At 52.0% G+C, this 12,169-nt stretch carries 10 protein-coding genes and 1 tRNA gene; 10 read left to right on the plus strand and 1 reads right to left on the minus strand.

Annotated features, from left to right (window positions below):
- Window positions 1-18: 18 nt before the first annotated feature.
- A complete protein-coding gene (locus A9B99_RS02875) occupies window positions 19-507 on the plus strand; it encodes a methylated-DNA--[protein]-cysteine S-methyltransferase (RefSeq protein ID WP_064594447.1) in 489 nt (162 codons plus the stop codon).
- Here the strand turns inward: A9B99_RS02875 and A9B99_RS02880 are convergent.
- On the minus strand, window positions 478-1,359 hold the full coding sequence (locus A9B99_RS02880) for a D-amino-acid transaminase (protein WP_064594450.1): 882 nt from the start codon (window positions 1,357-1,359) through the stop codon (window positions 478-480). The genes A9B99_RS02875 and A9B99_RS02880 overlap by 30 nt on opposite strands.
- A 230-nt stretch (window positions 1,360-1,589) precedes the next feature.
- Here A9B99_RS02880 and A9B99_RS02885 point away from each other — a divergent pair, with 230 nt between their 5' ends.
- From A9B99_RS02885 to A9B99_RS02920, 9 genes are all read left to right on the plus strand, one after another.
- A complete protein-coding gene (locus A9B99_RS02885) occupies window positions 1,590-3,050 on the plus strand; it encodes an AMP nucleosidase (protein WP_064594452.1) in 1,461 nt (486 codons plus the stop codon).
- A 34-nt stretch (window positions 3,051-3,084) separates the two neighbouring features.
- Window positions 3,085-4,872, plus strand: coding sequence for an aminopeptidase P family protein (locus tag A9B99_RS02890; protein WP_064594455.1), 1,788 nt, complete (start codon window positions 3,085-3,087; stop codon window positions 4,870-4,872).
- A gap of 121 nt (window positions 4,873-4,993) precedes the next feature.
- A tRNA-Asn gene (locus A9B99_RS02895) sits at window positions 4,994-5,069 on the plus strand.
- Between the two features lie 474 nt (window positions 5,070-5,543).
- Complete coding sequence (locus tag A9B99_RS23735; RefSeq protein ID WP_156518973.1) at window positions 5,544-5,717, plus strand: hypothetical protein; 174 nt, start codon at window positions 5,544-5,546, stop codon at window positions 5,715-5,717.
- Window positions 5,718-5,821: 104 nt separating this feature from the next.
- On the plus strand, window positions 5,822-7,096 hold the full coding sequence (locus A9B99_RS02900) for an esterase/lipase family protein (protein ID WP_082917809.1): 1,275 nt from the start codon (window positions 5,822-5,824) through the stop codon (window positions 7,094-7,096).
- Window positions 7,093-8,199: a T6SS immunity protein Tli4 family protein gene (locus A9B99_RS02905; protein WP_082917810.1), complete on the plus strand. Its 1,107-nt coding sequence runs from the start codon at window positions 7,093-7,095 to the stop codon at window positions 8,197-8,199. Before A9B99_RS02900 ends, A9B99_RS02905 begins: the two co-directional genes overlap by 4 nt.
- Before the next feature lie 30 nt (window positions 8,200-8,229).
- Window positions 8,230-9,336 carry a T6SS immunity protein Tli4 family protein gene (locus tag A9B99_RS02910; RefSeq protein ID WP_064594458.1) on the plus strand — a complete coding sequence of 369 codons (1,107 nt, stop codon included), beginning with the start codon at window positions 8,230-8,232 and terminating at the stop codon, window positions 9,334-9,336.
- Window positions 9,337-9,761: 425 nt separating this feature from the next.
- Window positions 9,762-11,024 (plus strand): ATP-grasp domain-containing protein, encoded by a 1,263-nt coding sequence (locus A9B99_RS02915; protein ID WP_231889141.1) that lies wholly within the window; start codon window positions 9,762-9,764, stop codon window positions 11,022-11,024.
- Window positions 11,025-11,032: 8 nt separating this feature from the next.
- Window positions 11,033-12,133: a phosphoserine transaminase gene (locus A9B99_RS02920; protein WP_064594461.1), complete on the plus strand. Its 1,101-nt coding sequence runs from the start codon at window positions 11,033-11,035 to the stop codon at window positions 12,131-12,133.
- Window positions 12,134-12,169: the final 36 nt, after the last annotated feature.

Below are 12,169 nucleotides of genomic sequence, written 5' to 3' on the forward strand. Positions count from 1 at the left end.
CACTTACTGGAGCCCAACATGCCAGATTATTGCCTGATGCCAGATACCCCAGCCGGGCCTCTGCTGTTACAGGCCAGCTCACAAGCGCTGGAATCCGTTCGGTTTTTACGCACTTTTCCTCTCAGTGAAGAAGAGAGTATTACTCAGGCCACTCACCACCCGGTATTACACCAGGCGTGTGAAGAGCTGGCAGCCTACTTTGCCGGGCAACTCACCCACTTCACTACGCCTCTGGCGCCAGGCGGCACCGTATTTCAGCGCAAAGTGTGGGAAGCCCTGCGGCAAATCCCCTGGGGTGAAACCCGCACTTATGGCGAAATTGCACACCAGATTGGTAACCCGGCCGCCAGCCGTGCGGTTGGCCTGGCAAATAACCGCAATCGCCTGCCCTTTTTTATTCCCTGCCACCGCGTAATTGGTGCCAGTGGGAAGCTGGTGGGTTATGCAGGCGGCCTGGATGTGAAGCAGGCATTGCTGTCACTCGAAGGTATTCGCATCGCGTTGTAAACCAGCGCCAAAGCGGGAAAGGTAAGCGTTGCGCAAACTTATGGCTACCGGGCCGGGGCGGCCATCTCCAATGAGATTGCCGTCGAGCCTGGTCACTGGCATCACAAATGTGGTGGCAGAAGTAATAAAGACTTCCCGGGCGCCACACGCTTCTTGTGGGCTGAAAGCACGCGTTTCAATTTCCAGATGGTGCTGCTGGCAAATTTCCAGTATTGCCGCACGGGTGATGCCGGGCAAAATTGCCTGGCTTAGCGCCCGGGTAACCAGTTTCCCGCCAGGTGTCACCATAAAGCAGTTTGCGGAACTGGCTTCAGTTATCAGGCCGTCTGTAACAAAGACAGCATCATCCGCACCCTGCGCCTGAGCAGCCATTTTTGCCATGCTGGCCGCCAGCAAACTCACTGTCTTGATATCGCACCTTTGCCAACGAATATCCGGGCAGGTCACCACAGACAACCCACGCTCCACACGAGCATCCTGCAAGATATTGTGAGACTGGGTGAACACAACCAGTGTGGGTGGAACCGATACATCCGGGTAATGGAAATCACGCTTACCCGGGTTACCACGGGTAATTTGCAGGTAAACACTGCCCTCATGCAGTTGGTTACGGGCAACCAGTGTTTCATGTATCTGCTGTAATGTTTCTACCGCCCAGGGGAACGCCAGTTCCAGTGCCCGGCAGGAGCGCTGCAACCGTTGCATATGCGCATGGAAATCCAGCAATTCCCCGTTAACCACGGCAGTTACTTCATACACACCATCGGCAAACAAAAAACCGCGGTCAAAAACCGACACCCAGGCCTGGTCCGCCGGGCAATAATCTTCATTCAACCATACCCATGATGACATGCTTCCTCCCTGGTTTCTGTTCATTGTGGCTGAACAGCTACGCTAGCACGCTTCACCTATGTTTTTTCCGAAAAGTTCGTGTGACCGGCCACAAACTGAATAGAAACAACTGCCAGGCCAACTTTTCCCCCGGCCATTTAATCGCATTCTGCTTTCGTTTCTTTGCCGCCGTGACATACTGAGCATCAGGGGAATACAGGTTCACGACAGGAAAAATAAGGAGAGAGAGGATGCAAACTCATCGCACAGATAAAAGCCTGACACCTGAGCAGGCTATCGAACAACTGGAGGCTATGTTTAATGCCTCTGTCAAAGCATTACGCAAAGCGATTGCGCTGTATATCGACACAGGCACACTACCCGATACTGCGGCAAGGCAACAAGGCTTGTTTGTTTACCCGGCACTTCAGGTCACCTGGGATGGCGTGGCGCGCAACCCGAAAAAAACTCGCGCTTATGGGCGTTTTACCCACCCCGGGTGTTACCGCACGACCATTACACGGCCGGCACTGTTCAGCGCTTATTTAACAGAGCAGCTTACCCTGTTGCAGGAAGATTACGGTGCGCACATCAGTGTTGTCCCTTCCGACCAGGAAATCCCTTACCCTTATGTTATTGATGGCTCTTCACTGTCACTCGACCGCAGTATGAGCGCCGGGCTGGCTCGCCATTTCCCCACCACCGAGTTATCACAAATTGGTGATGAAACGGCTGACGGCCTGCTGGAGTCCCTTGATTTTTCGCCGTTATCGCATTTTGACGCGCGCCGTGCGGATTTCTCCCTCGCCCGCCTGCGCCATTACACAGGCACCCCGGTGGAACATTTCCAGCCCTTCGTGCTGTTCACCAACTACACCCGTTATGTGGATGAGTTTGTGCGCTGGGGTTGCAGCCAGATTTTAGACCCGGCTTCACCTTATGTTGCGCTGTCCTGCGCCGGTGGTGCCTGGATAACCGCCGACACCGAAGCCCCGGAAGATGCCATTTCTGATCTGGCCTGGAAAAAGCACCAGATGCCCGCCTGGCACCTGATCACGGCAGACGGCCAGGGTATTACCCTTATCAATATTGGTGTCGGGCCTTCTAACGCCAAAACCATTTGCGACCATCTTGCCGTGCTGCGCCCGGATGTCTGGTTGATGATAGGCCACTGCGGCGGTCTGCGCGAAAGCCAGACCATTGGCGATTATGTACTGGCTCACGCCTACCTGCGTGATGACCATGTGCTGGACGCGGTACTGCCACCGGATATTCCGGTACCCAGTATCGCGGAAGTACAGCGCGCCTTGTATGACGCCACCAAAGAAGTCAGTGGTATGCCGGGTGAAGAAGTCAAACAGCGTTTACGTACCGGCACAGTAGTGACAACAGATGACCGTAACTGGGAGTTGCGTTATTCCGCTTCGGCTTTGCGCTTTAACCAAAGCCGCGCTGTTGCTATTGATATGGAGAGTGCCACCATTGCCGCGCAGGGCTACCGCTTCCGCGTCCCCTATGGCACATTACTCTGTGTCTCAGACAAACCTTTACATGGCGAAATTAAACTTCCCGGCCAGGCAAACCGATTCTATGAAGGCGCAATCTCAGAACATTTACAGATAGGTATCCGCGCCATTGATTTATTACGTGCTGAAGGTGAGAAACTCCACTCACGTAAATTACGCACATTCAATGAACCGCCTTTCCGTTAACCGGAAAGCCTGACGAACTGACACAGGTACAACTATGGCCGCCTCTACCCCGTTATCTGATTTGCGACATACGCTGTTGTCGCGTGGACTGCAAGGCATGTTGGTTCCGCGCGCTGATGCTCACCAGAGCGAGGACTGTGCCCCCCATGATAATAAACTGGCCTTTTTAACCGGTTTTACCGGCTCTGCCGGTCTGGCGCTGGTATTACAGGACCGCGCGTTGTTATTTGTTGATGGGCGTTACCAGGTTCAGGCGCGCCATGAAACCGATTCTGCGCTGTTTGAAATTCACCATTTGCATGACGAACCCGTCGCTGAATGGATTGCTCAGAATTTACCTGCCGGGCAGCGTATTGGTTTTGAACCCATGTTGATGGTCAACAGCCAGTACCAGGCGTTGCAAAACAGTGGTTGTGAGCTGGTGGCACTGTCTTATGATCCTTTCGATACCATCTGGCATGAGCGACCGGCACCACCGCAAGGGCCGGTCAGCCTGATGCCACCGGACATTAGCGGGGAACTGACCACCACCAAACGCGCCCGCCTGGGGGTGAAATTACAGGAACTGGGTGTTGATTATTTGGTGGTAACTCAGCCAGATAATATTGCCTGGCTACTCAATATGCGCGGTTCCGATGTTCCCATGAACCCGGTGCCCCACTCTTTTGCCCTGGTTAAAAGCAACGGTGCAGTTGAGTGGTTTGTCGACCCGGTGAAACTTACACTGGTACCGCCTGTGTGGTTGATGGACATCAGCCTGAAAGCGCCTTCAGCCTTGCTGGCCCGCTGCCAGGAAGTTGCTGCAGGTAAACGTATTCTACTGGATGCAGACAACGCACCTGTTGCGGTGAGCTTTGCCGTGGAAGCGGGTGGTGGAGAGGTGTTCTGGCAGCCAGACCCGCTAACGTTCATGAAAGCGCAGAAAAACCTGACAGAGCTGGAAGGTTACCGCCATTGCCACCTGCAGGATGGTGTCGCCTGGGTGAATTTTCTGGCCTGGCTTGCGCGTGAAGCCCCTGCCCGGGCACAGTCAGGAACGCCGTTAACAGAACTTGAAGTTCAGGCTCAGCAACTGGCTTACCGCCAGCAGCGTGAAGGTTTCCTGGAACAGAGCTTTGCCACGATTTCCGCAGCAGGCAGCAACGCAGCCATGTGCCACTACCATGCCACCCCGGCAACCAATGCCGCGATTATGCCGGGTAATTTTTACCTTAATGATTCCGGCGGCCAGTATGTTAATGGCACAACAGACGCCACCCGCACCCTGGCGTTTGGCGAAGTTTCGCCAGAAATGCGCCGCCACTATACCGCTGTGCTGAAAGGTTTTCTCGGGCTGATTACCTTACAATTTCCCTCTGGCACACAAGGCCACCAGTTGGATGCGTTTGCCCGACGGGGGCTGTGGGAATTAGGGCTGGATTATGACCATGGCACCGGTCACGGTGTCGGCCACCGCCTACAGATCCACGAGCAACCCTACCGGATGGCAAAAAAAGTCAACCCGTGGCCGATGCTCCCCGGCCAGGTTATCACCATTGAACCCGGTTATTACCTGGCAGATAACTATGGCATTCGCATTGAAAACCAGGTTGAAATTATTTCCGGTATGCCCGGTTTTTGCCGCTTCAATTCACTGACGCTGATCCCTGTCGACCTGCGCGCAGCAGAACTGCACTTGCTTACCGAACAGGAAATTGCCTGGCTGGACAGTTACCACCTTCATGTACGTAACGAACTGTCTCCGTTAGTGGAAGTAGAAGCGCGCCCCTGGCTGTTTGAAGCCACTGCTCCGGTACATGCCCGCTCAGACTACCCCGGCTGACAGGTATATTGCCGGGTTAACAACCTGAGAATGTGGAATTTATCAGCAAACGAACAATATTGTGAAATCAGGCTTTGACACACTACTCCGGGGCCAGTAATATGCGCCCCGTTCACACGATTCCTCTGTAGTTCAGTCGGTAGAACGGCGGACTGTTAATCCGTATGTCACTGGTTCGAGTCCAGTCAGAGGAGCCAAATTTAAAAAGCCTGCTTACGAGCAGGCTTTTTGCTTTTGTGCGCTAATGGAAAAGTGCTTCCGGCACTGCGGCAAACCGACAAACAAGACTAAAATCCGGCGAACTGATTTCCGGGTTTCTTTTCCCCACCATCTGTATCGCAATATCTCTCCCTTTCCACTAAATGCGCGAAGAAACAATAAAATCATTCCTGTTCTGAGATCAATCCTCCGTTATTGCTATATCATTTCTTATTTTACTAATTTCATGATAATCATCGCTTTTAAGTCAAATCAGAAATCAGTTAGTATGCAAAAAATTAACCATGGAAATTGCAGGGAAAAGGAATGAAGCGTCAATACAACAAAGACCAGGACATGAAACGGTTGGCAACAAGGGAGCCACAGAGTTACGGCGGAACAACTGGCCTGGATAAATGCTGCAGTGCTTACGTTAATACCCCTTGCAACGAAACATAACAGGAAATTAGCGCATGGATAGCAACAAAAGCCGTTCTTACCACCGGCCGGTATGGGATGACAATGGGCGGTTTCATTTCGAGCTCACACCCCAGCCGAAAGGAAAAAATCATGTGTCTGTTTGCCTCGTGCCGCCTGAAAAAGTGATCCCGGTGATTTTTATTCCCGGAGTGATGGGTTCAACCTGAAAAATGAAGGCAGTGAAGTCTGGCAGTTCAGCTTTCGGTCACTCAAAAAATGGCTGTTTGCCAACGCAGAAAAAAGAAAAAAGCTTCTGGATCCGAAAACTACGATGGTGGATGACAGAGGTAAGATTGTTAATGACGGTGCGGACGGAAAAAAATTCCCCTCCCGGCGGAAACGGGGATGGGGATGTGCATTTTATAAGAGCTACGGGGAGGCTCTTGACCGGCTACAGTACCTGCTCAGCGATGACGACATCCTGACGGATAATTACTTCAGGAAAGAGCAACTACAGACAGCGCGGCAGCGTTTTACCGGTGTCAGGATAGGCGACGAGCAGGCGGAACAGGTGCTGACGGAAGCAGAAACGGTGCACGGCCACCGGTTTTTATACCCGCTGCACGTTTTTGGTTACAACTGGCTGCAGTCCAATGCGGACTCGGCAGCGCTGCTGGGCACCTATATTGGCGAGGTACTGGAGGATTATCAAGGCCGCCTGGCGGTGAACAAAGTCATTCTGGTCACCCACTCAATGGGCGGTCTGGTTGCCCGGCACTACTCAGAAAACATGAACGGACAGGAAAATATTCTGGGAATTGTGCACGGTGTGATGCCAGACCTTGGCTCGCCGGCAGCCTACCGGCGGATGAAAACCGGTGAGCGGGGAATCACAGGGATAATTATCGGAGATAACGCTGAAAAGCTGATGCCGGTACTGGCCCAGTCCCCCGGCCCGCTACAGCTCTTGCCTGGTACAGCATACGGGCCAGGCTGGTTAAGAGTCGAGGGGAGTGGTTCCCGCCAGTCCCTGCCGCTGAATGACCCGTATCAGGAAATTTATCTGAACAAAACGGACTGGTTGCGGCTTTGTGAGCAGGATTTATTGTTGGATGATACGCAAACAGAGTGGGAGACCTATCAGGATCGGATAATAACAGATGTACAAAAATTCATTGAGGAACTTAATGGCAAATATCACCCACAGACCTGGCTGTTTTACGGCGCGAGTGCGAATAATCCGTCGGATGCGTTCCTGACATGGAAAGAGCGCCCTGCTCTGCGGCCAGCTCTGCGGCAAGCGCTGCAACTCGTGCCAGTGATGGGCTACCCGGAACCGTCGTCGCCAACATACAGGTATGATGCAGGAAAAACTTTTGAGCTGATTTCTGCAGGAACACCCGGCGATGGCACAGTGCCTGTGACGTCCATTCGGACCACGTCGCCCCATATTCGTGGGGTGCTTGCGACCAACATTGACCATGAAGGAGCCTTTGCCGTTACCCCGGTGGACCGCTCCCGTTCAGTTTACAGCGACCTGTCTGATGCGCTGATGTTTACGGTACGCTCCGTGATAAAAATCGTGCAACAGGTGCCGGCACCATGAAAAAACTCCCGCTCCTCCTGCTTGTTCCCCTGGCGATGCTACTGCTGGCTGCCGGGCTTTATATTCATCACTATGTCACATTTGTGCATGCGCCTGCGGCGTTAACCGACAAGGAAAAACATATGGTCGATACCCTGTTTGCCACCACCAAACTCCAGTGCGTGGGGCGCTATGTGTTTGAGGTACCTGCCTCTTTTGAAAACACCCTGAAGGACCGCGCTGAAATTAATGAAGTCCGCATCAGTAGCAAACGGCTCTACCGCCCGGCGTTTGAACAACGTATCCGCCTGCGGGAACAGGAGCTGAAAAGCAGCCATACCGTAGCTCCGATAGATCAGCCTTTTCTCAAGCAGGTATACCGGGTCAGTGAAAATGCGGTGATATTTGACCGTAACAGGAACGGGAGTGCAGCCGGGTTTGGTCGGGTTTTGGAAGGCCATCTGTACGTTGACGGAGTGGCGTTCATTATATCCTCGGAAATAAGAGATTTATCAGACCCTAAATATAAGCAGGATCGTGTCAAATATTTGAATAGCGGAATGGCTGAAAATCGACTTAACACCAAACCCGCAAAACTCGCGGAACTGCAAAGCTTAATGTCCCGCCTGTCCGGGCGAAAAAATGATGAAGTTCCCACGCAACCGGGAACCTGTATTTCAGAAGGGTTTATCCGCGACGGGGGCGGGAAGCCGAATGAAGATATCACCTTTGTCTACCCGCATAATCAGGTCTTTTCCCTGTTGGTTTCCACCAATACATCTCTTGGCGATACATCAAGCATGCTGGAGCGGAGCCATGAAATTCAACCGTATCTGACAGCAATTAAGGCGAAGACGCTGCGGAAAGGTAAAACGCAAATAGCGGGATTTGAGGCCGACGAATGGCTTAACACCGCTCCGTCAGAAGAAGCCCCCCGCCATCCGTCCGGGCAACTACTTTTTAACGCCATCGCTAATGAAAAAATAGTGGATTTTCGGCATCCGATTATTGACCTGACATTAAGCAACTATGCACTGCCACCACCGGCTTACAGCGATGCCGAACTGGTGGAAATATGGGACCGCATCACACGCTCTTTCCGTATCAGAAACAATGCGTTCTGAGCAAAATATCTTCACACATGGAAAGGCACCATGAAAAAATTTCCGCTCCCCCTGCTTGTTCCGCTGGCGATGCTACTGCTGGCCGCCGGGCTTTATATTCATCACTATGTCACATTTGTGCATGCGCCTGCGGCGTTAACCGACAAGGAAAAACATATGGTCGATACCCTGTTTGCCACCACCAAACTCCAGTGCGTGGGGCGCTATGTGTTTGAGGTACCTGCCTCTTTTGAAAACACCCTGACGGACCGCGCCGAAATTAATCAAGTCCGCATCAGTAGCAAACGGCTCTACCGCCCGGCGTTTGAACAACGTATCCGCCTGCGGGAACAGGAGCTGAAAAGCAGCCATACCGTAGCTCCGATAGATCAGCCTTTTCTCAAGCAGGTATACCGGGTCAGTGAGGATGCGGTGATATTTGACCGTAACAGGAACGGGAGTGAGGGCGGATATGGTCGTACTCTGGAAGGGCATGTGTACGTTGACGGAGTGGCGTTTACCCTGATCCAGGAAATTTTCGATTTATCTGATCCTAAATATCAACAAGATAAGGAGGATTTTATCAGGGCCGGCTTCAGAGTCGGTTCGCTTAACACCAAACCCGCAAAACTCGCGGAACTGCAAAGCTTAATGTCCCGCCTGTCCGGGCGAAAGAACGATGAAGTTCCCACGCAACCGGGAACCTGTATTTCAGAAGGGTTTATCCGCGACGGGGGCGGGAAGCCGAATGAAGATATCACCTTTGTCTACCCGCATAATCAGGTCTTTTCCCTGTTGGTTTCCACCAATACATCTCTTGGCGATACATCAAGCATGCTGGAGCGGAGCCATGAAATTCAACCGTATCTGACAGCAATTAAGGCGAAGACGCTGCGGAAAGGTAAAACGCAAATAGCGGGATTTGAGGCCGACGAATGGCTTAACACCGCACCGTCAGAAGAAGCCCCACGCCATCCGTCCGGGCAGCTACTTTTTAACGCCATCGCTAATGAAAAAATAGTGGATTTTCGGCATCCGATTATTGACCTGACATTAAGCAACTATGCACTGCCACCACCGGCTTACAGCGATGCCGAACTGGTGGAAATATGGGATCGTATCACACGCTCTTTCCGTATCAGGAACAATGCGTTCTGAGCAAAATATCCTGGCATACAGAAAAGTTCTTCCTGACTCACTGCATATTCAACACTTGTGACCCGCTGTATCTTCCTGAAGTGTCATTTATGGCACGTCAGGACCCTATTTGAGCCATACTTTTGCTTCCCGACGTTCATTCACTCAAAGTGACAAAAATCCCCCTGAACAAATCAAACCAATACTGCAAAACCAGCTCAGGCAGACAACAACGCAGAAGAGAGCCATTCTTAACTACATTGGCGACTTCCGGGTAGCTGGCAGGTACTTTTGACCGCTATACCGCCCCGACATTCCCCTCCCCCTGGTAGCCATATGCCTAATCAAAATTGGTCGCACGCGAATGTAGCGATTTTCCACCGATTGGCACGCTACTATCACCGCTATCATAAACAGTGAAATCAATGCACTGAGAGGACAAGTCATTGCAAACACTTTCTGGGCCGCACCCCAGCCATGGAATCGCGGCGACACTCGACCCAACAGAGTTCCTGGGTCTGGCGCCCTTTTTACGCATGAGCATTGCGGGTGAGGAATTTATACAATTCGCACAAGACCTCGTTGTGCAGGTACAGCAAAATCCGGATAACGCGATACTGTGGATGAACCTCGCTACCGTTTTGCAATGCCTTGATGACACAGAAACAGGCCTTGAAACTCAACGCCAGGCACTGGCAATGCAACAGGTGTACACCTATCCGGCGAAGCAACAACCCGCAAAACTGCGCCTGCTGATGCTGATGGTTCCCGGCATACTGTCTGTGAATGTACCTCTCGACTGCCTGCTGGAAAACAGCGATATCGAGCTGATTTATTACTATATCACCCCAGAAGCGCCCTTTGAGGCTCCAATACCCGAGCACGACCTCCTGATGGTTGGTATCAGTGCCACTACAGAAAATCAGTTTCTCCTGCAAGAACTGGAAAAAATCACCAGCCAGTGGCCTGTACCGGTGATTAATACCCCGAAGCATGTACAAAATTCCGAGCGGCTCACAGCCAGTACCTTGCTGCAAAACAAGCCAGGGCTGACGATTGCTCAGGCTCACCCTGCTTCCCGTGAAGCACTGTCTGCAGTGGTCAGCGAACAGGCTGCCTTACCCCGTTGTGATTTCCCGATTATCCTGCGCCCGGCGGGTTCCCACGGTGGCCACGGGCTTGAGAAAATCACTAACCGGGAAGAACTGGCCAGCTACCTGGAACGCGTCCAGGTCGATACCTATTTTCTGTCGCGGTTTATTGATTACAGCAACGAAGACGGGCAGTTCCGCAAATACCGCCTTTCACTCATTAATGGCGTGGCTTATGCCTGCCATATGGCTATTTCAACCAACTGGATGATCCACTACGTTAATGCCTCCATGTATCAGGATGCCTGGAAGCGTGCAGAAGAAGCTAAATTTTTCAATGAATTCGAACAGTTTGCTGCCCGCCACCAACAGGCGCTGCAAGCTATCTACGAAACCACTCAGCTTGACTATTTGGGCATCGACTGTGGCGAAACCCGGGAAGGCGACCTGCTGGTGTTTGAAATAGACCCGGCCATGGTGGTCCACGCGATGGACTCAGAAGAGATGTTCCCGCACAAACAGATCCACATGAACAAAGTTAAAACTGCCTGCCGCGATTTGCTGCTATCCCGTGCCTTTGCACACCAACACCCGGCAGATAATGGGTTAAAAGGATAAGAAAAAAGATGATTTCACGTAACGCTTTAAATTTCTCAGGTGGCCCTGGCGCTTTACCGGAAACGGTTCTTGCTCAGGTTGAGGCGGCCATCAAAGAGGTTCCAGGCGTTGGCCTGTCTATCCTCGGTATCAGCCACCGTTCAGACTGGTTTGCCAGTATTGTTGAAGAAACAGAAAACAATATCCGCACTCTGCTTGGCTTATCGAAAGATTTTCATATTCTGTTCCTGCAAGGTGGCGCAACCCAGCAGTTCTCAATGGTCCCCATGACACTATTGCGTGGTCAGAAAAACGCGGCGGAATACCTTGATACTGGTTACTGGAGCAGTAAAGTTGTCACAGAAGCCCGCCGCGAAGGCCCGGTAAAAGTATTGTGGAGTGGTGCCGACTGTGGCTTCAACCGCCTGCCAGGCGATGACGAACTCGACTTTTCTCCAGAAGCACCCTACCTGCACTATGTGTCCAATGAAACGGTGGAAGGGTTGCAATTTCAGCGCGTCCTGGGGCGTGATGATGTGCCGCGCGTCTGTGATATGTCGTCTGATTTTCTGTCCAAACCCTGCGATGCCAACAAATTCTCGGTCATTTATGCGCACGCGCAGAAAAACATCGGCCCGGCAGGGGTAACCATTGTGCTGGTACACGACAGCGTGGTTAAAGCTTCCTCAGACGAACTGCCTTCATTTCTTAATTACCGCCGCCAGGTTGAGTCACACTCGAACCTCAACACACCGCCGGTATTCGCAATTTATGTCGTGTTGCTGGTTACCCGCTGGTTGCTTAATGATGTGGGTGGTCTGGAAAACATGGCGCAAATCAACCGTCATAAAGCAGAACTGCTTTATGCCATGCTGGATAACAGCGATGGTTTTTACCATGGCTGGAGCCGGGTGGAAGACCGCTCACAAATGAACGTGGCATTTAAACTTCCCAATGACACACTGGATAAAAAATTCCTTGCTGAAAGCCAGCAAGCCGGGTTCTCGGGCCTGAACGGGCACCGGGCTATCGGGGGGATTCGTGCATCGATTTACAACGCCCTCTCAGTTCCTGCCGCAGAAAAACTGGTCAACTTTATGGATGATTTTCTGCGTAATAACCGCAAATAGTCATCTGTATTTTTCAACTGCATCCCCTGCTGCCTG

It is taken from the genome of Mangrovibacter phragmitis (genome assembly GCF_001655675.1).
Taxonomy (GTDB): domain Bacteria; phylum Pseudomonadota; class Gammaproteobacteria; order Enterobacterales; family Enterobacteriaceae; genus Mangrovibacter; species Mangrovibacter phragmitis.

Excerpts from the sequence above, each read along its gene's own strand:
- A9B99_RS02920 (WP_064594461.1), top strand. The coding sequence starts at position 11,033 with ATGATTTCACGTAACGCTTTAAATTTCTCAGGTGGCCCTGGCGCTTTA.
- A9B99_RS23735 (WP_156518973.1), top strand. The coding sequence starts at position 5,544 with ATGGATAGCAACAAAAGCCGTTCTTACCACCGGCCGGTATGGGATGAC.
- A9B99_RS02910 (WP_064594458.1), top strand. The coding sequence starts at position 8,230 with ATGAAAAAATTTCCGCTCCCCCTGCTTGTTCCGCTGGCGATGCTACTG.
- A9B99_RS02905 (WP_082917810.1), top strand. The coding sequence starts at position 7,093 with ATGAAAAAACTCCCGCTCCTCCTGCTTGTTCCCCTGGCGATGCTACTG.
- A9B99_RS02885 (WP_064594452.1), top strand. The coding sequence starts at position 1,590 with ATGCAAACTCATCGCACAGATAAAAGCCTGACACCTGAGCAGGCTATC.
- A9B99_RS02890 (WP_064594455.1), top strand. The coding sequence starts at position 3,085 with ATGGCCGCCTCTACCCCGTTATCTGATTTGCGACATACGCTGTTGTCG.
- A9B99_RS02880 (WP_064594450.1), bottom strand. The coding sequence starts at position 1,359 with ATGTCATCATGGGTATGGTTGAATGAAGATTATTGCCCGGCGGACCAG.
- A9B99_RS02875 (WP_064594447.1), top strand. The coding sequence starts at position 19 with ATGCCAGATTATTGCCTGATGCCAGATACCCCAGCCGGGCCTCTGCTG.
- A9B99_RS02900 (WP_082917809.1), top strand. The coding sequence starts at position 5,822 with ATGGTGGATGACAGAGGTAAGATTGTTAATGACGGTGCGGACGGAAAA.